The organism is Streptomyces sp. NPDC045470 (genome assembly GCF_040646595.1).
GTDB lineage: Bacteria > Actinomycetota > Actinomycetes > Streptomycetales > Streptomycetaceae > Streptomyces.
On the sequence record NZ_JBEZAN010000004.1, the window covers coordinates 358,865 to 382,058 of the forward strand.

The window sequence follows — 23,194 nt, forward strand, 5'->3', positions numbered from 1 at the left end:
TCTCGTTACGTACATCTGTGTCCGTGCCCGGAAGGCCACGGGGACGCGTCGGACGGGAAGGCGGTGGGCCGTGCGGCGCCGGACGCTCGCGGCGGTGGCACTGGTCATGGTGCCGCTGCCGCTCGCCCTGGCGGCGGGCTGCGCACCCGTCGCAGGACTGCACGACGACGGCCGGGCGCGGAACGTGAAAGCACCGCTCGCCCTGTGGGCGGACCGTACGCCCGCGCCGCGCGTCCGCGACGAGGACCCCGGCGACCAGCGCGCCGTACCGGGCATCGCCCGAGTCCCCTCCGGCGACATGAAGGACACCGACCCGGCGGCCGTCGTCCGCGCGGACTTCGCGGCCGACGGGGACCGGCCGTCCGCCCCCGACGCCGTACGCAGCCCGGTCCTCCACGACCTCACCGACGACGGAAAACCCGACCTGATCAGCGCCGTCGACCTGGACGCGCGCACCAGCCTGCTGCGCGTCTACAGCGTCCGCGACCAGGTCGTGACGCGCGTCCTGGCGATGCGCGCCGTACTCGCGGGCGTCGAACTGGCCGCGGGCCACCTCGCCGTACGCGAGCCCACCAAGGACCCGCGCTACGTCAGCGTCACCGACTACGTGTGGGACGGCCGCCGGATGGGCCTGTGGGACCTCACCCTGGACGACTACCGGACCTCGAAGAACCCGCTGCCCACGGCCCCGACGAACACGCCGTCCCCAAGGGCTCCCGCATGACCCGCCCGGCGCGTCCCGCACGCCCGGCGCGTCCGTCACGCCCGGCGCATCCGGCACTTCTGGCGCTCTCCCTCCGCTGGAAGATCGCGCTCACCGTCACGGCGGTGTGCTGCGCGGTCGCCGCCGTACTGGGTGTCCTGGTCCACAACGCCGTCGCCCGCCAAACCGTCGGCCAGGTACGGAAGGAGACCCTCGCCGACCTCGACGACGCGCTGGACCTGTACGAGTACGGCACCTCCCGCGAGGGCCTCAACTCCGTACTCGACCCCGCCGAACTGCCCGCCCAGCTCAGCGCGTTGGTCCACCACGGCCGGCGCGGCAGCATGGTCGGCACCTACCACGGGCAGCGTGTGATGTGGACGGCGGCGCCGGCCGGGGACCAGGTGATGGCGGTCTGGTCCCCGTACGAGAACACCCGCCGCTCCCTGGAGAACCTCGACACGGCCATCTTCGGCTCGGCCGTCCTCGCCGCCACCGCCGTCGCCCTCGCCGGACTGTTCCTCGCGCACCGCATCAGCCGCCGGCTGAGCACCACGGCGGCCGTCGCGCGCCGCATCACCGCAGGGGATCTGGACGCCCGGGTCGGCACCGAGGGGGTGGGGCGGCGGGGCCGGCCGGGGGCGCGGGACGAGGTGGCGGCGGTGGCCGCGGCGCTGGACTCGGTGGCCGGCTCCCTCCAGGGCCGCCTCCAGGCCGAACAGCGCTTCACCGCCGACGTGGCCCACGAACTGCGCACCCCGCTGACCGGCATCCTCGCCTCGGCCGAGCTGCTGCCCGAGGGCCGCCCCAAGGAGATGATCAACGACCGGCTGCGGGCGCTGCACCGGCTCACCGAGGACCTGTTGGAGATCTCCCGTCTCGACTCCGGCGCCGAACACCCCGACCTGGCCGCGTACGAGCTGGGCGCGCTGGTCCGCGGCTCCGTGCGCGGCACGGGGCTCGACACCGAGGTACGTGTCGTGCGGGACGCGGTCGTACGGACGGACAGGCGCCGCCTGGACCGCATCCTGTGCAACCTGGTCCTGAACGCGCATCGGCACGGGGAGTCTCCGGTCGTGGTGACCGTGGATGTGCCGGGCGAGGGCGGGGGCCAGGGCGGAGGGTACGCGGGGAAGCCGTACACAGGAGAGCCGTACGAGGGAAAGCCGCACGTCAGGACACCGCACGACCGGCCGCCGCACGACGGAGCACACCGAGGAGGACCGTCCCCGATCCCTGTCGTGGAAGTGCGCGACCACGGGCCCGGCTTCCCGGACGAATTGCTGCACCGCGGCCCGCAGCGTTTCCGTACCGACGCGCCGGGCCGCGGCAAGGGACACGGTCTCGGCCTGACCATCGCGGTCGGCCAGGCGGCCGTCCTGGGCGTCGAACTGCACTTCACCAACGCGCCGGACGGCGGCGCGCGAGCCGTCCTCCGCCTCATCCCGCCCCCGCCGTAGCCCCCGTCCTCGCCTCCGTCCCCGTCCTCGCCTCCGTCCCCAGCCCCGTCCCGCTCCCCGTCCCCGTCCGACCGGTCCGGATCGCCAGGGCGTACACCCGGGTGATCTGGTGCGGGCTGTTGTTGTTGTCCGACACGATGAAGAGCGGCAGCCGCCCCTTGTACGGGCCGGAGGCCAGCGGCGCGGTGCCGAGCGCCATCCCCTCGGCGTTCTCCAGCAACGGGTTCGACTGCGGCTGTGCGGTCGCCGCGGCCCCCCGCGGACAGGTGACGAGGTCGACCGGCTCCCACTTCTTCGCGAACGCGTCGACCGGCTCGGACTGCAACGACGCGACCTGGGAGACGTCCTTAGCCCGGCTCAGGTCGGCCCCGAAGACGCGCACCGCGTTGCCCTGGCCCTCGGCATGGTTGGTCTCCAGCACGAGCAGCCGGTCGCCGCCCATCGCCACCAGCTCCGAGACCCGCAGCCCGGCCGCCGACTGGTAGGCGAACTGCTTGTCCGGTACGTACGCGCCGCCCGGCGTCCCCTTGAAGCGCTGGATACGCAGCAGGCTGCGGCCCCGCGCCTTGCCGTCGCGGAAGAGCGGCGCCTCCATGCCCGCGTACAGGTACCGGCCGTCCGGGGACGCTCCCAACGCCTCCAGGTTCTCCGGCCCGGCCCATTCGACCAGGTTGCGCGGCAGTTCGATGCGGCCCGTCTCCGCGCCGTCCGACACCCGGAACCTGCGGATCGACGGGCCCGCCTCCGAGGCGACCAGGACGGTACGCCCGCCCTTCTCCAGGACGAGCCCCTCGCCGTCGAAGCGGCCGCCGCCGGTGGGACGGAGGGTACGCAGGTGGACGGCGCGGGCGGCCGGCGGTGCGGCGCCCGACGTACCGAGGTCGAGGTCGAAGATCCGGCCCGGCGTATTGTCGGCCAGCGCCCACGCCCGGGAGGGGCCGGACATCGCCAGGCCGGACAGGCCGTCCACCGGTACGGCGCCCTCGTACTCGACACCGTTGAGCGCGTCACTGTGACCGATCAGCGCCACGTCGTCCGAGCAGGCGCCGGAGGACGGCTCGTCGTCCCGCGACTGCCACCACACGGCGGCCGGGACCGCCGTCGCCACCACCGCGACGCACAGTACGGAGATCAGCGCCCGCCGCCGGACCTTCCGCGCCTTGACGGCTTCCGGGGCGGGGGGTGCGGGTGAGACGGGTGAGCGTGCGGTGCCCGGGGGGCCAGAAGGGCTGGCGGTCCCTGCGCTTCCGGACGATCCGACGTCCGAAGCCTGGCCGGGCTCGCCGGGTGTACCGGGCCGGCCGTTCTGCCCAGGTGGGCCGCTCTCACCGCTCTCACCGGTCCTATCGGTCTGGCTGGTTTGGCCCGGTGGGGGAGCGGGGCGCGCAGCCCGGTTCCGTACGAACGGCAGCTTCTCGATGCCGTTCTGCGCCTGCTGCTGCGGCAGCGGACGGTTCTTCTCGCGCAGCGCGCGACGGACTTCCCGGTAGATGGCTTCGAGGCTGAGGTGATCGTGGGGCGGGGGAGCCGCGGCCGGGTTGGCTGCCGCGCTCTCCGGACCCGGGCCCGGGATCCCCTCCCGCAGCACCCGCAGGAACTCACCGGTGAAGGCGGTGTGCTCCTCGCCCTCCGGTGCCAGCGCCTCCACGTTCCACGGCGTCGAGGTGAGCAGGTACGAGACGCCCTCCAGGCTGTCCATGCCCTCGAACAGGGCCTCCCCCAGTTGACTGGACGCCTGCTGCGTGGCCGCCGCGGTGGACATGGTGCCGGACATGGTCCCGACGGACATGCGTCTGATCACGCTGCCGCTGTAGCAGCAGTCGAGGATGATGATGCGGCGCTTGGGCGGCGTACGGGTGCCCAGGGCACTGCTCAGCCAGGTGTACGGGATGCCGCTGTGCACCTTCCCCGGTTCCGTACCGGGCAGCGTGAGGTACAGGCCCTCCGGCCGCGAATCGAGGAACCCGTGGCCCGCGTAGTACACGATCAGGGTGTCCCGCGCGGCCCGTACCGCCTCCTCGATGGGCTTCAACGCCGCGGTGACCGTGCGGGGATTGGACACGATCCGGCAGTTCTTCTTGGGCATCCCGCCGATGGTCCGGTCGGTCAGCGCGGCCTTGAGGGCCTTGAGGTTGTTGCGGACCCCGGGCAGCGGCGGCAGATTGGCGTACCGGTCGACCCCGATGATCACACAAGCCGACTCCGTCGGATCGAACGCCGCCCCCACTTCTCCCCCGACTCCACCCATCCCGTCAACCCCCACCCGTCCCGCCTTCACGCGCTTCTCCTGCACGCGCTTCTGCCGTACGCGGTTCTACCGCGCGCGGTGCTCCTGGTCGTGCCTCTCCCGCCCCCGCTTCACCTGAACGTGCTTCTCCCCCTGCCTCCGACCTCTCCACCTCGTCCGCTCCCTCCTCCCCTCCCGCCTCCTCCAACTGCTCCATCTCCTCCAACGCGCGAAGAATGCTCCGGGCACCGTCCGTGTCCGCCGTGGCGAAACTGACCCGTACGCCATTGCGTTCGACCGTCATCTTGGGGCGCGCCGCGTACGCCCTGCGCCAGCCGTCGATGGCGATGGCGAGGCTGCTCAGTTGGAACGCGCTGTCCACGATCAGTTGGACGGCGTCGAACCCCAGCCCCATCTCCCCGGGCCTGCCCTCCCTCGCCCGCAGCGAGACGTCCGCGCTCCGGCCCACGGCGGGATCGTCCGTCAGCCACTCGCACAACGACCGCAACTCCAGGTCGCTCTCCGCCTCGTCCAGCCTGACCCGAATCCTCATCAGCCCCCCATGCTCCGGTCCGGCCTCACATCAACTCTCGCCCCATACCCATCCCCTTCGCGGCGATTCCCGGAACCGCGCGCAATCACCCTGCGCGCGTGCGCTTCGTCCGGTCGGCTGTCAAGGAACCGGATGCACGGAGGCCGGCCCTCTGCCAAGCCCCCCGTACATCGAACATTTCATCGATGACGTACGCCCGTATCGGCGTGTCTCTGCACGAGATCGGCCTGGTGTCCGAGGCGCAGATGCACAGCACCCTCGCGGAGGCGGCGAACTAGGCGGACGAGCCACTGGCAGAGCATGAACAGGCAGCGTGCGCACTCCAAGAGTTCGACGTCACGGTCTCGGCCCGCGCCGACGACATCGACGACACCAGCTCCATCGACTCCACCTCCTACGACCGCGCCACCCTGTTGGAGGACCCCGTAACGGACGCCGGCGGCAAGGCCGCCATCACCAACGCCCGGATCGTCGAGAACGAAGACGACTTCGAGGGCGGCCGCCTGGACCAACCGGAGTTCGAAACGGAACGGCAAGCCCATGCCCACCCTGACCGACCACCTCGCGGAGGACTACCACGACCGGGACGCCGTCCGTGAGGCCCGAGCCGAGACCACCCACGACGACGGCCCGCAGACCTGGCGCTTCCACGCCGGCCGCACCGCGCCTACGACAGCATCATGGTCCTAGCCACCCCCGAACAGGCCCAGGCCCTCCACACCCACCTAGCCTTCACCTTTCCCAACTAACCCCCTCTCCTTCCCCCCCCCCGGGGCTCCCGGAAGCGGAGCCCTCTCACTCCTCCTCAGCCGGCGGCTCCCCCCAGTCCCACTCCTCCTCCTCCGGCACCGGCTCCCGCCCCGCAGTCGGTCCCGTCGCCGGCGCCGCCTGTTCCGAAAGCACCGCCTGCTCCGCCGGTACCGCCTGCTCCGACAACACAGCCAGAATCTGTTCGCCGTACTTCGCCAGTTTGTTCTCGCCCACTCCGTTCACGGAGCCGAGTGCGCCCATGCTCGACGGCCGGGCCGTGGCGATCTCCCGCAGCGTCGCGTCGTGGAAGATCACGTACGCCGGTACGCCCTGCTCCTTGGCCGTACGCCCCCGCCAGGCGCGCAGCTCCTCGAACACCGGCACCGCCTCCTCCGGGAGGTCCACCGGCACCGCGCGCCGCCCCTTGGCCGCCTTCGCGGCCTTGGCCTTCACGGCCTTCTCCGGCTCGCGGCGCATCAGCACCTCACGCTGCCCCCGCAGCACCTCACCACTCGCCTCGGTGAGCACCAGCGTGCCGTAGTCACCCTCCACCGCGAGGAGCCGCTGGGCGAGCAACTGCCGGATGACGCCGCGCCATTCGGCCTCCCGCAGGTCCTCCCCGATCCCGAAGACGCTGAGCTGGTCGTGATCGAACTGGATGACCTTCGCGGTCTTCCGCCCCATCAGGATGTCGACGATCTGCCCGGCACCGAACTTCTGCTTCCGCTCGCGCTGCAGCCGTACCACCGTGGAGAGCAGCTTCTGCGAGGGAACGGTGCCGTCCCAGGTCTGCGGCGGTGTCAGACACGTGTCGCAGTTCCCGCAGGCGCTGCTCTCCTGCCCGAAGTAGGCGAGCAGCCGCACCCGCCGGCACTCCACCGTCTCGCAGAGCGCGAGCATCGCGTCGAGGTGCGCCGACAGCCGCCTGCGGTGGGCGTCGTCCCCGTCCGAGCCGTCGATCATCTTCCGCTGCTGAACCACGTCCTGCAGCCCGTACGCCAGCCACGCCGTGGACGGCTGGCCGTCCCGTCCCGCGCGACCCGTCTCCTGGTAGTACCCCTCCACCGATTTCGGCAGGTCCAGGTGGGCCACGAACCGTACGTCGGGCTTGTCGATGCCCATCCCGAACGCGATGGTGGCGACGACCACCACCCCGTCCTCCCGCAGAAAGCGGGCCTGGTGTTCGGCGCGCATCCGCGCGTCCAGCCCCGCATGATACGGAAGCGCGGTGATGCCGTTCTGCACCAGGAATTCCGCGGTCTTCTCGACCGACGCCCGCGAAAGGCAGTACACAATGCCCGCGTCACCGGCGTGCTCGGTGCGCAGCAATTCCAGCAGCTGCTTCTTCGGGTCACTCTTTCCGGCGATCCGGTACTGAATGTTCGGCCGGTCGAAGCTGGCCACGAAATGCCGGGCGTTCTCCATCCCGAGCCGCGAGGTGATCTCGCGGTGGGTGGCTTCCGTGGCCGTCGCGGTCAGGGCCATCCTCGGGACCTCGGGCCACCGTTCCCGGAGCATCGACAGAGCGAGGTAGTCCGGCCGGAAGTCGTGGCCCCACTGCGCGACACAGTGCGCCTCGTCGATCGCGAAGAGCGAGATCTTGCCCCGGTCGAGCAGGTTCAGCGTCTGCTCCACCCGCAGTCGCTCCGGTGCCAGATACAGCAGGTCCAGCTCTCCGGAGAGGAACTCGGCCTCCACCAGCCGCCGCTCCTCCAGATCCTGCGTGGAGTTGAGGAAACCGGCCCGCACGCCCAGCGCCCGCAGCGCGTCGACCTGGTCCTGCATCAACGCGATCAGTGGTGAGACGACCACCCCGACGCCCGGCCGCACCAGGGCCGGAATCTGGTAGCACAGGGATTTTCCGCCGCCGGTCGGCATCAGTACGACCGCGTCGCCACCCGTTATGACGTGCTCGATGATCGACTGCTGTTCCCCGCGGAACGCGTCGTACCCGAATACCCGCCGCAGTACGCTCACCGCGCCACTGACGTCGTCCTCGGTTTCCCGGGTTTCCTCGGCACCGGAAGCCATCTCCACCTCGCTCATGCCAGCAGCGTACGAGCAATCCCGCCACCCGCGCTCAGCCCTGTGGATAACTCCGCGCCAGGCCTGCCCCCTCTGCTACCCCCGGACCGAGCCTGCCCGGGCCCCGTACGACCTCGGCCCCAGGCTCTGCACGGGTGCCACGCAGCCCCTGACCGCCTCGCGCCACGCCGCCATACAACGAAAACCGCCGTCCGTCCGTCTCACAGAACGCCGAGGAACATCACATATCGCGCCCCGCGAACACCGCGCCCCATCCCGATCCCTCCGCCCCATCCCACCCACTACCCCGGGCCTACCTTCTCCCCCCTTCCGCCTCCCACCTCCCTCCGCCACCAAGACCACCTACAGGACGGAGAACCACATGCGCACACACAGCACCCGACCCCACCCCACTCGCTCACTCAACCGCACCCACTCCACCCACCCCACCCCCGCCAAACGCCACCACTCAACCAGGAACGCCACAGCCCTCCTCGCCACCATCACAGCCGCAATCGCAATCCTCACCACACTCACCACCACAGCCTCGGCCAACCCCATCGCCACACCCACCTCCTCAACCGCCCCCACCCCCCGCTGCCCTGAATCCGCACTAACGATCAAGGCATCCATCCCCACCCCCCAACACCCCGACATCCTGCGTATCAGCGCCACCAACCGCACCACCAAGCCCTGCGTCATCGACCGCATCCCGACCGTCACCTTCGGCGATCTCGACGGCGCCGCCGAGCCCGACCCGCCCACCGAGAGCGCCCCGTACCGCCTCGCGCCCGGCTCCACCGCATACGCCACGGTCCGCACCGTCACCGGCCGGCCCACCCCGTCCGCCCGTACCGTCGACTTCGTCACCGTCGCTGCCGACCCGTCGCACCACGGCCGCCGCTTCGACGCCACCGCCATCGGCGCCCCGCCCACCGGCATCCGCGTATGGTCGCCGACCACGACCTGGTGGCGTCCGACGCCCACCTGACGCCAACTGGTCAACGCATGACCACGCGTCCAAGTGCCCACCACCGAGGGCGGGTTGAAGCGCGCCCCCCGCCTTCGACCGCGCCGCCCACCAAAGTGAGCGCATGAGTCTCACGACCGTCGGCGAACCGCCAGGCCCGGTACGTTTCTTCCTCATGTGCGCCCGCCTGGGCTGCGGCGCCCGCACCGTCCACGACCTGGTCGTCCCCGATCAGCCCCCGGACATCGGGACAGACCTCTTCGGCCACCTCCTGCACAGCGCCAAGGCGGCCACCCCACACATCACCGACATGGGGTGGACCTACTACCAGGGCGACGGCTACTGGTGCCCGCGCTGCTCGACCCCGAGGTCCCAACGCCCCCAAAGAGGCCACACCCGCTCCTCCTGAACCAGAGCACCCCACGACCTCGACCGCCGACTCACCGCACTCAAGGCAACTCGCGACGGACCAAAGCCCGCCCGAACGGCTCCCCGGTGGACGGTCGTGGTCGTGGTGGCCGGCATAGGGCTGCTTGTACGAGGCCCGGCAAGGGAGGCAAACATACGAGGTCTTTCCGTGAGCCATGCAGCAAGGCAGAACCGCCGAAGAACCGGGCTGGGCCGACTTCCGGCAGGCTGCACAAGCCCTTCGGCATGGGCGCGCGTGAGCACGAGAGCCCCTCCACCCGGTAGGCGGAAGGGCTCTGACCTGCTACTTCGCTGTGCCCCCGGCAGGATTCGAACCTGCGACACCCGCTTTAGGAGAGCGGTGCTCTATCCCCTGAGCTACGGAGGCGGGGAGTGGTCGGCGCCTGGTGGGCGCGCGGCCGGGCTGCTGGTGGGCAGCTTTGGACAGGGTAGCGGATGGGGGGTGGGTGGTGGGGAGGGGCGGGGGGAGGGGAGGCAGGTGGGGTGTTTTCGGGTTGGGGCGGGGCGATCGGGAGTGTTCCCGGAGAGGGGATACGCCCATGGGCCCGGGTGGGACGCGCCCACGACCTCAGGTGAGGACGCGGCGCCCCCGGGTGGCAGCCCCACGCGCCGAGCTGGACGCGCCCACGCGCCGAGCTGGACGCGCCCACGCGCCGACCTGGGCGCGCCCACGCCCCGACTGGGAGACGCCCACGCCCCAGGTGGGGGCGTGGGCGTCCATGGATACGTCAGTGCCGCCTACAGGGCCGGCGTGGGCGTGTGATTAGGGCGCGTGGGCCGGGTTGTCGGGGGTGGGGGAGTTGGTCTGGTTGGAGCGGTGGGTGGTCCAGGTGGTGAGGGCGGTGGCGCAGGCGTGGTCGAGGTGGCGCAGGCCGGTGAGGTCGAGGGTGACCTTGCGGTCGTGGGGGAGGGCCTCCAGTTGGTCGAGGATCTTGGGGAGGCGCAGGAAGGTGGCGTTGCCGAGGGCGCGTACCTGGACGGGTTCGGTGGACGGGGCGTCCAGGCCGGAGATCTCCAGGTGGACGTGCGAGGTCTCCCAGGCGGTCTTGGCGATCGCGAGGAGCAGGCCGATCAGTACGCCCTCGAACATGTTGGTGACGACGATGGCGATGGCCGTCGCGGCGAGGACCACCGCTTCGCCGCGGTGCTCGCGCCACAGAGGGCCGAAGTCGCGTACGGGGATGAGCTTGAAGCCCGCGTGGACGAGTACGCCTGCCAGCGCCGCGACCGGGATGATGCCCAGGGCCGCCGGGACGGCCGCCGCGAAGATCAGCAGCCAGGCGCCGTGCATCACGCGGGACGCCTTGGTGCGGGCTCCGGCGCTGACGTTCGCGGAGCTGCGCACGATCACCGCGGTCATGGGCAGCGCGCCCAGGATGCCGCACACGGTGTTGCCCGCGCCCTGGGCCATCAGCTCCTTGTCGTACTGCGTGCGCGGCCCGTCGTGCAGCCGGTCCACGGCCGCCGCGCTGAACAGGGACTCGGCGGACGCGATGAGTGCGAAGGCGAGAATCGTGCCGATCGCGCCGACGCCCGCGAGCTGGGCGAAGTCCGAGCCGCCGGGCGGCTGGACGGAGGAGAGCAGGCCGTGGACCTCGACGCGGGCTATGGGCAGGTCGAGGGCGAAGACCGCGAGCGTGGCCAGGGCCACGGCCGCGAGCGGGGCCGGCAGGATGCGGGCCGCGCGCTTCCACCGGGGCCACAGCACCAGTACGGCGATGGTGCCCGCGCCCACCGCGAGGGCGGACAGGGCGGCTCCGGAGCCCGCGGTGCCGGTGACCAGGCCGGGCAGGCCGCCGAGGTTGGCGAGTCCGCTGCCGGGGGCCTTGGCGTCGGTGAGGGTGTAGAGCTGTGCGGCGATCAGGACGAGTCCGATGCCCGCCAGCATGCCTTGGACGACGGCCACGGAGATGGCCCGGAACCAGCGGCCGAGGCGCAGCGCGCCCATGGCGAGCTGGAGGAGGCCCGCCACGAGGACGAGCGCGCCCAGCGTGCCGAGTCCGAATTCCTTGACCGCCTCGAAGACGAGGACGGTCAGCCCGGCGGCCGGGCCGCTGACCTGGAGGCTGCTACCGGGCAGGAAGCCGGTGAGCAGGCCGCCGACGATGCCGGTGATCAGACCGAGTTCCGCCGGGACGCCGGAGGCGACGGCCACGCCGACGCACAGGGGCAGGGCCACCAGGAAGACGACGATGGAAGCGGTGAAGTCCGCCCGGAGGTGGGGCCAGCGGGGGGAGGGGGAGGAGGGGGAGGGAGTAGAGGGAGTAGAGGGGGAGGGATTCTTGGGGCGGATAGGGGTGGGGTGGGGCGCGCCGTCGGTGCCGGGCGCCGGGGAGGGAGCTGTTGCGCCCGTGGTCACGTCCGTGGTCGTGCCCGGGTTCGATTTCGGTGTCATGGAAGGCGCCTTCGCCGTCAGAGGGGGAGGAACGTGTCGGTGTCGGGCCGGTGCGCCGTGACCAGGCCGGTGTGGACCTCGTAGTACCAGCCGTGCAGGTTCACCTCGCCCGCGTCGACGCGCTCGCGTACGCACGGGTACTGGCGCAGCCGCGCCACTTGCTCGGTGACGTGCCGCTGGACCGCGGTCGCGACCGTCGGCGCCTCGTCCACGGGCAGCTCGTCGGAGAGTTCCTGGGTCAGCCAGGCGCGTACGTCGGGAGCGCCGGCGAGATCCTCGCGGCGCGCCATGGCGCCGACCGCCCCGCAGTGCGAGTGACCGCAGACCACGATGTCGGCGACGCGGAGCACCCGCATCGCGTACTCGATGGTGGCGGCCTCCGCGCTGGCCGGCATGTCCGGCCGGTGCGCGGGTACGGCGTTGCCCGCCGTACGCAGTTCGAAGAGTTCGCCCGGCAGCGCTCCGGTGATCAGGGACGGAATGATCCGTGAGTCGGAGCAGGTGATGAACAGGGCGAGCGGTGACTGGCCGTCGGCGAGCCGCTGGTAGGTCTCACGCTCCTCGTGCGCGGCCGCGATGCGGGCGTTGAAGGAGCGGGCATGTTCGATGAAGGTTTCCACGAGGGAATGTCTCCTGCTGGTCGGTAAGTGGTGCCATTGAGGGGCATGGCAGAACCCGTTCGACTGGTGCGGAGCAGGAAGCCCCAGCAGCGCTTCTCAGCAGCGGAACACGCAGTGGAGACAGTGCAAGGCGGGGCGGGTGGCCACGCCTGGTCTTGATGTGGTGAGTGCGGCGGCGGTGCCGGTGTGTGCGGAGAACAGGGCGGCGGTCGGGTAGGACCGGGCCGCGCACGGGTGCGACGGAAGCCGACGGTGGTACGGGGACGGCGCGCCCGGCGCGGTCCGCGTGCAACGACGCGCCTGGTTACGGTCCTTGTCCTTCTCCCGCCCGGGATCGCGTTCGTTGTCGCGCCGGTACTGGATGCCCGTGGTGGAGCCGGCCCGGGCGGGGGACACCTGGGTGGGGGTGCCGTGCGCGCCCGGGGGAGCCGCCGGGGTGGGGGTGGGATCGGGGGCCTGTACGGGCGCGGCGCCGGCGGCCGTGAGGGTCGGGGTCTTGCCGCCCTTGGCCGCTGCCGTTCCGGAGAAGAGCAGGGTCAGCGCCACGATGAAGATGCCGAGGACGCTGAGGATGTTGAGGGGGTGGGGGGAGTGGTTGCTCCAGGTGGAACGGGTGGAGCGGGTGGAGCGGTCGTTTCGAGTGGTGCGGGTGTTGCGAGGTTTCTGGGTGTGCTGGAGGTGGCGACGGACGGGAGGCCGTACGCGGGCAGCGGCCCGCATACGGGGCGGCGTTGCCGAACGCTTGCCGGCCGGGGCGACGACGGCAGCCTCGGCGGCGGGCTTGGTGGCGTGCCCGGTGGCGTACCCGGTGGCGGAGGCCGCACGAGTGGCCGTACGCGTCGCCGCGCGCGCCGCTGTACGGACCGCCGCGCTGACCGGCCCCGTGCCCGGCGGGCTGTGCGGACGGTTGGAGGCCGTGTAGTGGGCGGGGTGCCCGGCGGTGTCCGGACGGGTTTGCAACTGAGGGAAGCCTTTGCGGCCCGTGAGGCTCTTGAAGTACTTCATGTCTGCTCCCCCGGCGCAGACGTACCCGCGCCCGCGCGCGTACCTGCACCCGCGCCCGTACCCGAGCGATCACCACGCTCCTCACGCCCCCCACGCCCGCTCAGCACCAGCAGCGGTACGAGGCCCAGCGCCACGATCCCCCCGCCCAGCGCCAGCGTGGAGTAGCCGCCCGTGGCCACGACCAGCCCCGACGCCATGCCGCCGGTGGCACCGGCAACGGCGATGCCGACGTCGACCAGGCCCTGCGTCGAGGCGCGGGTGGCCAGCGGTACGGCGTCGGTGACGATGGCGGTGCCGCTGACGAGGCCGAAGTTCCAGCCGATGCCCAGGAGCACGAGTGCAGTGGCGAGCGCCGGTACGGAGTGGGCCGGTGCGAGTGCGGCGAGGACGCCCGCGGCGAGCAGAACCACGCCGGAAGCCGCGGCGACGCGCAGCCGGCCGATCCGGTCCACCAGCATCCCGGTGAGCGGCGACGGCAGGTACATCGCCGCCACGTGCAGGGCGATGACGAGCCCGGCGGTCTCGGTCGCGTGGCCGTGCGCCCGCATGTGGACGGGCGTCATCGTCATGATGGCGATCATGACCAACTGGGTGAAGGTCATGACGGCGGCACCGGTGACGAGCTTGCGGGTGTCGGCACGGGCCGCGGGGGCGGCGGCCGCGACGCCATCGGCCTCCGCGGTCTCCGACGCCTCTTTCGCCGCCTCCGCCTCAGCCGACGCCTCCTTCGCCTGCTCCTCCGCCTCCGCGAGGCGCCGCGCCAGATGCAGCGGGTCCGGGCGCAGGAACAACCCCAGCACCACGGCCGCCGCCGCGTACGCGACCACCGCCAGCAGGAACGGTCCCGCCAGGCGCGGCACGCCCAGACCGTGCGCGACCTCGCCCGTCACCCCGACCAGGTTCGGCCCGATCACCGCGCCGAGCGTGGTGGCGAACAGGACCAGGCTCACCGCACGCCCCCGGCGCGTCGGCGCGGCCAGGTCGGCGCCCGCGTACCGGGCCATCAGGGTCGTCGCCGTACCCGCTCCGTAGACGAGGAGCGACAGGAACAGCAGCCATACGGAACCGAGGCCCGCGGCGGCGACGACGCCGAGGCTGCCCAGGCCGGCGGTCGCGTACCCCGCGGTGAGACCCGGCCGCCGGCCCCAGCGCTGGCAGACCCGGCCGATGCCGACGGCACCGAGCGCCGCCCCGCCCGTGAACAGGGCGGCGGGCAGGCCGGCCAGCCCCGTCGAGCCGAGCATCTCCTCCGCGAGCAGGGCCCCCACGGTGATGCCCGCGGCCAGCCCGGCGCCGCTGAGCGTCTGCGACAGCGCGAGCACGATGAGCACACGCTTCTGCTCCGGGGGCTCCAGAACTTCCGCGGCTGGATCGCCGTGCTGGCCGTGCGGGCCGTGCTGGCCGTGCGGTGAGGCGTGGTGTGCGGCATGTGGTGCCGGTGTGCCGGGCCGAGCGCTCATAGGTCCGTTTCCTCGTTCTCGGGCTGCCCCGATAGCGCGCTCAGGGCGCGCCGGCAGGCTGGAGCGCCGCGATGTCCCGCAGCGACATGCTCAACTGGTCGTGCAGGAAGCGCACGATCGTCCAGTGCGGCAGGGCGCCCTCGTCGAAGGGGCCGAACTCGCGGACGTACAGCGGTATCCAGCGCAGGGCCTCCTCGATCACCTGCTCCCGCCCCGGCTCCTGCTGGTACGCGTCGTAGCCGATGCTGCGGTGCTCGATGAAGAACCGTCCCGGCAGCCGTTGCTCGCACCACTCCCGGTACTCGCGCGTCTGGAGGATGAGGTAGTGCCAGATCTCGTCGATGTCCTGCTCGACGGGCAGGAAGAGACCACTGAGCTGCTCGCGGTGGCGGGAGACGAGGTAGAGGTAGCGCAGGCACTCGGTGACCTGCCGCTCCACGTACTCCGTCCCGGCGTCGCTCAGCGCCTCGAAGTGCCGGACCACTTCGGCGTGCAGGCGCTCGCCGAGCAGGGCTACGAGGTCGTCGGTCGTGACGTGCGGTTCCTGCGTCTGCGAGGTCATGGTGCTCCCGGTTTCTTCGGGTGGGGTCGGTACCGTCGGTGCGGTGGATGCGGATGTCTTCGGGGCCGCTCCGACGGGTCGAGCTGTACGGAATCGGAGCCGCTCCGTACGGAATCGGACCCGCTTCGTTCGGATCCGGAACCAGGCCGTACGGAAACGGAACCGAGGCGCACGGGATCGGAACCGAGCCGTACGGCCCCGAACGCGCGGACTTCAGCCGACGGCCTGTCCCCGCTCCAGCCACGCGTACTTCCCCGACTTCCCGATCGGAAGGTGCGCGCGGTGCTCGACACGGCACGGAAGCCCCGTCAGCCGCTCCACCCCCGCGCTCAGCGCCGCCGCTTCCGCCGCGTCCACGGGAGCGCCGTCGAAGGTCGTGTACCGCAGCTCGGCGCCGCTCCGGTCGTCGGGCACGTGCAACTGGTGGACGAACACGCGGGACGAGGCCGTGCCGACGCAGTCGTCGAGATCACCCTGCGCGACCGGGCCCTGGCCGTGTGCCGATGCGAGCAGCTCCTTCTCACGGCCGCAGAACCGGGAGATCTTCTCCGGGTCCGGAGTGCCGTCGACCGTGCGCGCGCAGTCCCCGGAGCGGTAACGGATCAGCGGCATGTACGGGTTCCGGACGCTCGACACGATCATGCTGAAGAGGTGGCTGCCCGGCTCCACCGGGACCAGCTCGACGCTCATCTTGTCGAGGTACGGGTGGTACCGGCCGTGCCGGTCGCTGTAGTAGAGGTAGCCCAGCTCGGTGCTGCCGAACAGGTCGATGACCGGGCAGTCGAAGTGCTCGTGCAGGTAGCGCCGCACGTTCACCGGCGTGTACTCGTACGCGTGCACGATGCTCGCCGGCCGCGGGAAGCGGTCCCACAGGTCCCAGTCGGTCACCTTCCGCACGAGGTGCGCCAAGTGGTAGCTGCTGCAGTCGAGGTGGTAGCGGCCGTGCGGGTGGGCCTGCTGGGCCGTACGGATCTCGTCGAGCATCCGCTCGACGTCCGCGCGGTCCCAGAGGGCCGGGTCGAGCTTGAGGTTGACGTAGAAGGTGCGCTCGTCGAGGCGCCGGTCCGCCAGGTCGGGTACGGGCGCGGGCGCGGTACGGCCGTGCTTCTTGGCGTTGACGCGTGCCACGTGCTCGGTGGCCAGCACCGTGGTGAGGGAGACGCGCCGGCACCCCTCGTGCCAGGTGTCGGCGATGTCCGGGTGCTCGCTCCAGAGCTGGTAGTACGAGTTCAGCAGGAAGTACGGCGGCCGGATGATCTGCATCCGCGCGTGGTTGGTCCCGGTGGAGAGCACGTACTCCGCGGTGCCGGCGGCGAGTGCGTCGGCCAGTACCGGCGTCATCCAGTTGTCCGGAAATCCCCGGGCGATCTCGGGCTTGTCCAGTATGGGGAAGTGCCCCCGCTCTATCGACGAGCGGTAGATCGGTATGTCCCTTATCCGGTTCACGATGTCGGCGGTCGGCTGTCCCGACCGGCTCGGCTGGCCATCCATGGTCACCCTCAGGTCTGTCTTGTCTGGCGGACGGGGAGTGATCGGTGTCGCGGCGTACGAGAACCTGTGTCAAAGCGTAGGAAACGAGAGGAACACGCGGAATCCGCGGAATCCGCATACCCGGTCTGCTGCGAACGGGCTGCGGCCGGAACGCGATCGGAAGGCGGTCGGAAGGCGGTCGGACCGCGCTCGGACCGCGATCGGCTGCATGAAGTGGCGGGGAGACGGCCGGAGGTGTGCGGGCCGCCGGCCGGCTCCCCGCCCGGAAGGCTCAGCGCCCGGTCAGGAAATACATCCCGTTTTGGGCGCGGCCGAGGTCGCGCTGATGCAGCCGGACTTCGTCGCGCTGATGCAGCCGTCCTTGCCCGCTGCGCGCGGGGAGTTCACGGCGACCCACTCGCGCCAGACGCCGTCCTGGGCCATCTTCTTGATCAGCTGTTCCATGTCCGTCGAGCCTCCGAAGGCAGGGGATGGTGGAAAACGGCGATGATCAGCCACGCGAGTCGCGCGGGTGCCGCTCCCTAGAACGTAAAAGAAAGACCAAGTGATCGTCAAAGGCCCGCAATCGAGGGATGGCTCAAACGCCGACACGAACGGACACTTTGGCTTGATCCTTCCCGTCATGGCCACAGCTCGCACGGGCTTCGTGGCCGGTAGTAGCCGGTTGCGGCCGATAGGTGTGCGGTGTGCTGCTGGTCTGGACCATGAAACTGGTACGCCGTGGACATGACAGTAGGACCAGTGGCCGGAACGGTGTGGAGCGACTTGATTACGACAGGGTGGCCACGAGGTGAACGTAGGGTGAATCGCCGCACGTCTGATGGATCTCCCGAAGTCGTAGCGGGATGGCGTGCGATGTGTGCGGCCCCGCGGAGGGCGGTTCGGGCGCGCCGGGGCGGGCCTTTCGGTCACCTTGCCCGTGCGTGTACTTCCGCCCGGAATTCGGTAGTCGCAGCCGCTCCGGCAGGTGTGGGAGTTCTTGTGTGGGGTGTTGTGCGAGTTCCCGTGCGAGTTCTTGTGTGGATTCGCGCGATTGCGCCCGGCGTCCCCGGCGGAGTTCCGCCTGACTAGCCGTCATATTCGTTACTCGGCGCCATACGTGGCGACGGGACCAGAGGGCGGGCCTTGACCATTGCGGTGAACAGCTCCCGGCCGTTCTGGCGCGCGGTGACGCGTACGTGGACGAGGCCGGACGAATCGGTGCGCACCGTACCCGATTCCGTCCTCCATTCCGCCCCCGATTGCGCTGTCGGCCCCGCCCCCGATTGCGCTCCCGATTCCGTTTCGAGTTCGGCCCTGGAATCCACTCCTGATTCCGCCCCTGACGGCGACCCTGCCTCCGCTCCCGGATCCCCCTCCGTACCCGCTCGGCCGATTACCGTGGCCTCTATCCAGCACGGCGCGTCCAGTTCGGCGTATCGGGCGAACACGGTGCTCAAGCCGACGGGTATCACCGGCTGCGGGTGGAGGACGGCATGGACGGCCTGGTGCGTGGCTTCCAGCAGCAGCATCCCGGGTGCGTGGTCGACCGGGTGGTCGAAGATGACCGGGTGGGTGGTGTCCGTACGGAGCTGCCAGCGGTTGCGGGTGTCCGTGGGGGAGAGCATCACACTCTCGTACTGGGCGCGGGCCACCCGGTGCGGCGCGACCGGCGGCGGCAGCGGCACCGCGCGGGCCATCGCCTCGCGGGCGTCGCCGTACGCGCCGCGCAGCCGGCGGTAGACGGCCGGAGCGTGGCTGGTGAAACGCGCGACCGCGGTGCCGAGGTGGACGCCGTTCCGCGTCGCCTCGACGTCCATGGTCAGGGAGCTGAGGATGCCCCTGCGGCGCCTGATGCCGGAACAGACGATGCGTAGTTCGATCTCGGCGGGGGCAGTCTCGGTACGCAGCACGCCGGGTTCGAGCGCATAGGTGAAGTGGTCCCAGATCAACTGGTGTCCGAACGGCACGTGGTAAGCGAGGTGCGAGAGCAGCGGAATGGTCTGGCGGATCGTCTCGACGAGCAGAAGGGGGTCGTGCAGCCGGTTCCTGGAGGAGTAGAACGCGTGGGCCCGCGGCCATTCCGCGGTCACGACGTGCACGTCCGGGGCCGTCTCCTGCCAACTGGTGAGCAGGACTTCGGACAGCGCCGTCTTGTGTACATACTCCTTGGGCACGGTGGTGGTCAGCGTGCGCGGACACGGGCCGGGGGCGGCAGCGGGTGCGGAGGTCTCCGGAAGCCGGCCGGTGATGCTCATACGGGTGTCCCCCTGAGGAGTGTCTGCAGGCCCGGCCCTTTGCGGTCCTTTGTGGTGCGGCCGGGGCCCCCGGGGTGGGCCGTTGCCGTCCCGCAGGGCGCCTGGTGACCAACAGGAGCCGTGGCGTGCTCGGTTCAGCAGTCACCGCGTGAGGGCCTCGGCGCTCATAAAATAAATACTATTCTTTTTGTTTGTCGAGGGAGCTGGTGCTGTCCATGCAGGAGCGCGCGGTCAGGACACGTGAGGTCATCCTCCGGGCGGCTGCCGAGGTCTTCGACGAGTTCGGGTTCAGCGGCGCCAGCATCAGCAAGATCATGAAGCGCGCCGGTGTGACCCAGGGCGGGATGTACTTCCACTTCCCGTCCAAGGAAGCCCTGGCCAGGGCGGTGATGGTCGAGCAGGGCGACGGCCTGCGGATGCCGCCCGGAGAGGACGGCCTGCAGCGCCTGGTCGACATCACCCTGTACCTGGCGGAGGAACTGCAGTCCAACCCCACTCTGCGGGCCGGCGTCAGGCTCGCGGCCGAGCAGGGCGAGTTCGGCGTGCAGGACGATTCCGCGTACCGCATCTGGGCCGAGCAGTTCGGCGGTCAGCTTCGCGCCGCGCGGGAGAAGGGCGAACTGCTTCCCGAGGTGAACGTGGACGAACTGGCCTGGGTCCTGGTCAGCGCCTACACCGGTACGCAGCTCTTCTCGCAGATCTCCACCGGCCGCTCTGACCTGCACCAACGCGTCGTTTCCCTCTGGCGCTACCTCCTCCCGGGCGTCGCCGCGCCGGACATCAGGCGGCAGGTCGACCTCGCGGTGCGGCGGAAGCGGGCGGCGGCCTGAGGGCGGGGCGCGGACGCGTACGGTGACGGCGGAAAGTGTGGCGAAAGGCGTGGCGAAAGGCGTGGTGGACGACGTGGCGGACGGTCTGGCGGTGACGGCTCCCCGGCGGGTGGTGGTGACCGGGGCGACCGGGTTCATCGGCTCCGCGGTGGTACGGGAACTGCTGTCTGTTCCGAATCAGGATTCGGTTTCGGCCCGCTCGATCCACCTCCGCGCCGTGGCTCGCAAGCCGCCGGAGCCCGCCGAGCCCCCGGAGCCCGCCGAGCCCCCGGAGCCCGCCGAGCCCCCGGAGCCCGCCGGGTCCCCGGATTCCCTCCGGTCCCTGCGCCCCCTCCGGTCCCCGGGTTCCCTCCGGCCCCCGCGGCCGGACACGACCGTCCCCGTCGAATGGCGCGCCGCCGACCTCGCCGACCCCGCCTCCTTGCGCGGAGTCTGCGAAGGCGCCGACGTCCTGCTGCACCTCGCCTCGGACATCGGCCGGGACGAGGAGCGCTGCGAGCTGGTCAACGTCCGTGGCACCGCGGCCCTCGTGGGCGAAGCGGTACGGGCGGGTGTCGGCCGGATCGTCCAGCTCTCCACCGCCGCCGTGTACGGGGCCGGGCCGCACGCCGGCCCGGGCGTGGGCGAGGTCGAACCCGCGCCGGTCTCCCCGGCCAGCCGTACCCGCCTGGCCGCCGAACGCCCGGTGCTCGAAGCGGGCGGCACGGTGCTGCGGCCGGGTCTGGTGCTCGGCGCGGGCGACCGGTGGGTGGTGCCGGCGCTGGCCGAACTGCTCCACCGGGTGCCGGGGCGCTGGGACGGCGGGCGCGGCCTGCTCTCCGTCGTGGCGGTCGAGGACCTGGCCCGCCTGTTCGTGCGGCTGGCCCTCGCGCCGGAGGGGGGACCCGGTGGCGTGTACCACGCGAGTCATCCCACCCCCGTACGTAACGGGGACCTCATGGACACCCTGATCGGCCACGGCGTCCTCCCGCGGCCGGACGCCACCTCACCTCAGGGTGCCTCAGGCCCCGACGCCGACACCCGCCCCGGTCCCGGCCTCGGCCCCGACCTCTCCTGGGACGCGTGCCTGGCGCGCCTCGGCTCCGTCCCCGGCCGGGTGAGCGAGCGGCAGTTCGCCCTTCTGGCCACCGACCACTGGTACCGCAGCGACGAGGTGTGGACGGCGGCCGGCTGCGGCCCGGGCCCCGGCCCTCTCGTACGGCTCGCGGAAGCCGCCGACTGGTACCGCTCCCACCTTCAGACCCGCGCTTGACCCCGGACCGCGGCTGATCCCGACCCGCGCATGAACCGGACTGCGCTGTAACCGGCCCGCGCCTCAACCGGCCCGCCCCGCGGCCCGCTCCGCGACCCGCCCTCAGGACACGAACCGCACCGCCGTCAGCGTCTGCTCGTCCGGCACCGCGGTCAGCGCGCGATACGCGTGTGCCGCGGAGGTCAGCGTCATGTGGTGGTGCCAGCCCGGGAAGGAGCGGCCCTCGAAGTCGTGCAGTCCGAAGTCCGTCGCGAGGGTGCGCAGCGTGGCGGTGGGCAACTGGTGCAGCCGGGCGAGGCCGAGCAGTTGGCCCATGCGGCGGTGCGCCATGTTGGTGAGCCAGATCCGGGACGGCCGGGCGCCGGCCGGTCCGGGCTCGGTGAAGGCGCGGTAGGTGTGGTGCGAGCCGGGCAGGCGTACGGGCGTGGGCGCGGACTGGAGCAGGCGCGGGCGGGCGCCCGGGTCGCCTGGCATGCCGGGCGTGGCCGGGGTGGCCAGCGCGGTGGCGGACGGCACGGCGATGACGAAGTCGCGTCCCTGCCGGGCCAGTGCCTCGATGAGCCGTACGGAGTCGGAGTACTCGCTCAGGTCCGCCACGACCGGCGCCGGAGCGCAGGTCGAGCGGGCGGCCTGTGCCTCCACGAGGTCGAGGGCGTGCACCCACATCGGGCGGGGGTGGTTCGTCTCCGAGGCGGGTATGCGGTTGCGGCGCAGCAGCTCGGGGTCGTCGGCCCACTGGGGAGGCAGGAACAGCCGCCAGTCGACGGACACGGTCGCGCTGCCACCGCAGTCACCGGCGGCGGCCGATGCCGCCGACGCGCCTGAGGCCCCCGATGCACCCGAGCCACCCGAGGCGGCCCCCGGGGCCCCCGAAGCCCCCAAGGCCCCCGAAGCGGCGGACGCCGACACCGCGACGGCCGTGGCCGCCTCCCCTACCGGCAGGAACATCCCCATGGCCAGTTGACAGCTCACGGTCCGTCCGGCGGCGGAGTCGAAGCGGCGGTGGACGCCCACGGAGTGCCCGCCGCGCTTGGGCAGTATCGCCGGGGCGAGGATCCACGCCCGGGGCGGTGCGGGCTCCTCCGCCCGGCGTACGAGTTCGCGGCGTACCGGGTTCCAGTCCCAGGGGCTGGCGTTGAGGAACTGGTGGAGCGACTGCGAGGCGGTGGGCGAGTCGGAGACGGCGGCGGCCAGCCGGCGTACGGACTTCTTGCCTTCGGTGGTCAGCAGCGCCAGCAGGTACGCGTGGGCCCAGCGGCGCTGGTCGGTACGCGGCAGATGTCCGAAAAGGTCGTCAGCGAAGGTGTCGAACGTCCCGAAGGTCTCGGACATCTCCGCCGCCTCGGACATCTCGGATGTCACGCACGGACCGGACGTGCTGGACGGACCGGACGGGACGGAGGCGCCGGACGAGCCGGACGTCCCGGCCGGGGCGGTGGAGGCGGAGTCGCCGGGTGCGGCGGCGCGGCGCGCGGGTGCGGCGGAGGCTTCGCCCCGGCCGGGCCCGCGGGTGGTTCCGGTTCGCCCGGCGGGGCCGGTCGAACCGGCGGCCGGGGCCCTGCCGGTGCCGCCGTTGCGGGCGGTGGAGCGGCCGTTGCGGGCGGTCCTTCCGGTAGCGGCGGGGAGCGGGTCGGTGGTGACGGACGAGACCTCGCGCACACCCGATTTGTCGGACAGACTACGTACTGCGACAGGGCGACTGGAAGAGAGGGAAGCGGCCAGGGTGTGTGCGGGGGTGCGGGTCGCCGGATGCGCAGTTTCTGTCGTCATGGTGTTCGTTCCCTCCCGTGGTCATCCCGTGAATCGGGCGCCGACCAGCAAAGAATAAAGAACGATCGTTTTTTTTGCGAGCCCACGAGGTCCCGGGCTTTTTTCGTCGTGCCGGGAGCCCTCCGGGCGGGGCCGGACGGAAGCCGAACTGCGGGCGCGCGACCGGGAAACGATCAGTGCGGGCGGGCCCCGGAAGAGGGTGCGGAGACCGGTCCGCAGTGGTTCCGTACCCCCTCCCGGGCCGGTGCGGACGTGTCCCCGGCCGACCGCGAGACCCCGGCCCGGCCCAGGCTCCGGGTTCCGCTTCCACGGCACCCGAAGCCCCTTCGGGAACGGCCCGCCACCGCCCAGCAACCCCGGCCCCGACCCGGCACCGCCCGGAATCGGCCCGGCCCGCCCGGCACCGCCCCAGAGCAGTGAACGAGTGCCCGCGTCGGCCCCCGGTTCCCATACTG

At 71.5% G+C, this 23,194-nt stretch carries 19 protein-coding genes and 1 tRNA gene; 7 read left to right on the top strand and 13 right to left on the bottom strand.

Annotation, left to right across the window (positions count from 1 at the left end):
• The first annotated feature begins 70 nt into the window (after positions 1-70).
• Positions 71-724, top strand: coding sequence for a hypothetical protein (locus AB0A97_RS15940; RefSeq protein ID WP_361149519.1), 654 nt, complete (start codon positions 71-73; stop codon positions 722-724).
• Positions 721-2,163, top strand: coding sequence for a HAMP domain-containing sensor histidine kinase (locus AB0A97_RS15945; RefSeq protein WP_361149521.1), 1,443 nt, complete (start codon positions 721-723; stop codon positions 2,161-2,163). Before AB0A97_RS15940 ends, AB0A97_RS15945 begins: the two co-directional genes overlap by 4 nt.
• Here the strand turns inward: AB0A97_RS15945 and AB0A97_RS15950 are convergent.
• Together AB0A97_RS15950 and AB0A97_RS15955 are read right to left on the bottom strand one after the other, a co-directional pair.
• Complete coding sequence (locus AB0A97_RS15950) at positions 2,144-4,354, bottom strand: esterase-like activity of phytase family protein (RefSeq protein WP_361149523.1); 2,211 nt, start codon at positions 4,352-4,354, stop codon at positions 2,144-2,146. The two genes, AB0A97_RS15945 and AB0A97_RS15950, sit on opposite strands and share 20 nt — an antisense overlap.
• A gap of 61 nt (positions 4,355-4,415) precedes the next feature.
• Complete coding sequence (locus AB0A97_RS15955; protein ID WP_361149526.1) at positions 4,416-4,943, bottom strand: hypothetical protein; 528 nt, start codon at positions 4,941-4,943, stop codon at positions 4,416-4,418.
• Between the two features lie 540 nt (positions 4,944-5,483).
• Here AB0A97_RS15955 and AB0A97_RS15960 point away from each other — a divergent pair.
• Positions 5,484-5,633, top strand: a complete 150-nt coding sequence (locus tag AB0A97_RS15960; RefSeq protein ID WP_361149529.1) for a hypothetical protein — start codon at positions 5,484-5,486, stop codon at positions 5,631-5,633.
• Positions 5,634-5,738: 105 nt separating this feature from the next.
• On the opposite strand, the gene recQ is transcribed toward AB0A97_RS15960, so the two are convergent.
• Complete coding sequence (gene recQ / locus AB0A97_RS15965) at positions 5,739-7,724, bottom strand: DNA helicase RecQ (RefSeq protein ID WP_361150171.1); 1,986 nt, start codon at positions 7,722-7,724, stop codon at positions 5,739-5,741.
• A 376-nt stretch (positions 7,725-8,100) separates the two neighbouring features.
• Between recQ and AB0A97_RS15970 the strand changes: the two genes are divergently transcribed.
• Both AB0A97_RS15970 and AB0A97_RS15975 read left to right on the top strand, forming a co-directional pair.
• On the top strand, positions 8,101-8,709 hold the full coding sequence (locus AB0A97_RS15970; protein WP_361149532.1) for a DUF4232 domain-containing protein: 609 nt from the start codon (positions 8,101-8,103) through the stop codon (positions 8,707-8,709).
• Between the two features lie 103 nt (positions 8,710-8,812).
• Positions 8,813-9,097 (top strand): hypothetical protein, encoded by a 285-nt coding sequence (locus tag AB0A97_RS15975; RefSeq protein ID WP_361149535.1) that lies wholly within the window; start codon positions 8,813-8,815, stop codon positions 9,095-9,097.
• A gap of 314 nt (positions 9,098-9,411) precedes the next feature.
• Here the strand turns inward: AB0A97_RS15975 and AB0A97_RS15980 are convergent.
• The 9 genes from AB0A97_RS15980 to AB0A97_RS16020 form a co-directional block, all read right to left on the bottom strand.
• Positions 9,412-9,484: transfer RNA gene (locus AB0A97_RS15980), tRNA-Arg, on the bottom strand.
• Positions 9,485-9,880: 396 nt separating this feature from the next.
• Complete coding sequence (locus tag AB0A97_RS15985) at positions 9,881-11,512, bottom strand: SulP family inorganic anion transporter (protein WP_361149538.1); 1,632 nt, start codon at positions 11,510-11,512, stop codon at positions 9,881-9,883.
• 17 nt (positions 11,513-11,529) lie between these two features.
• The gene (locus AB0A97_RS15990; RefSeq protein ID WP_361149541.1) at positions 11,530-12,132 is read right to left on the bottom strand and encodes a carbonic anhydrase; all 603 of its coding nucleotides are present in this window, start codon (positions 12,130-12,132) and stop codon (positions 11,530-11,532) included.
• Positions 12,133-12,228: 96 nt separating this feature from the next.
• The gene (locus AB0A97_RS15995; protein ID WP_361149543.1) at positions 12,229-13,137 is read right to left on the bottom strand and encodes a hypothetical protein; all 909 of its coding nucleotides are present in this window, start codon (positions 13,135-13,137) and stop codon (positions 12,229-12,231) included.
• Entirely contained in the window at positions 13,134-14,597 is a 1,464-nt protein-coding gene (locus tag AB0A97_RS16000) for an MFS transporter (protein ID WP_361149546.1), read from the bottom strand. Before AB0A97_RS16000 ends, AB0A97_RS15995 begins: the two co-directional genes overlap by 4 nt.
• 40 nt (positions 14,598-14,637) lie before the next feature.
• Positions 14,638-15,159: a hypothetical protein gene (locus AB0A97_RS16005; RefSeq protein WP_361149548.1), complete on the bottom strand. Its 522-nt coding sequence runs from the start codon at positions 15,157-15,159 to the stop codon at positions 14,638-14,640.
• Between the two features lie 213 nt (positions 15,160-15,372).
• Positions 15,373-16,650: a hypothetical protein gene (locus AB0A97_RS16010; protein WP_361149550.1), complete on the bottom strand. Its 1,278-nt coding sequence runs from the start codon at positions 16,648-16,650 to the stop codon at positions 15,373-15,375.
• A gap of 282 nt (positions 16,651-16,932) precedes the next feature.
• The gene (locus AB0A97_RS16015) at positions 16,933-17,094 is read right to left on the bottom strand and encodes a hypothetical protein (RefSeq protein ID WP_361149552.1); all 162 of its coding nucleotides are present in this window, start codon (positions 17,092-17,094) and stop codon (positions 16,933-16,935) included.
• A gap of 623 nt (positions 17,095-17,717) precedes the next feature.
• Positions 17,718-18,887: a ScbA/BarX family gamma-butyrolactone biosynthesis protein gene (locus tag AB0A97_RS16020; protein WP_361149554.1), complete on the bottom strand. Its 1,170-nt coding sequence runs from the start codon at positions 18,885-18,887 to the stop codon at positions 17,718-17,720.
• 215 nt (positions 18,888-19,102) lie between these two features.
• Here AB0A97_RS16020 and AB0A97_RS16025 point away from each other — a divergent pair, with 215 nt between their 5' ends.
• Together AB0A97_RS16025 and AB0A97_RS16030 are read left to right on the top strand one after the other, a co-directional pair.
• The gene (locus AB0A97_RS16025) at positions 19,103-19,717 is read left to right on the top strand and encodes a ScbR family autoregulator-binding transcription factor (protein WP_361150174.1); all 615 of its coding nucleotides are present in this window, start codon (positions 19,103-19,105) and stop codon (positions 19,715-19,717) included.
• A gap of 49 nt (positions 19,718-19,766) precedes the next feature.
• Positions 19,767-20,969: an NAD-dependent epimerase/dehydratase family protein gene (locus AB0A97_RS16030; protein WP_361149556.1), complete on the top strand. Its 1,203-nt coding sequence runs from the start codon at positions 19,767-19,769 to the stop codon at positions 20,967-20,969.
• A gap of 102 nt (positions 20,970-21,071) precedes the next feature.
• On the opposite strand, the gene AB0A97_RS16035 is transcribed toward AB0A97_RS16030, so the two are convergent.
• Positions 21,072-22,301 (bottom strand): transposase, encoded by a 1,230-nt coding sequence (locus AB0A97_RS16035; protein ID WP_361150177.1) that lies wholly within the window; start codon positions 22,299-22,301, stop codon positions 21,072-21,074.
• Between the last annotated feature and the right edge of the window lie 893 nt (positions 22,302-23,194).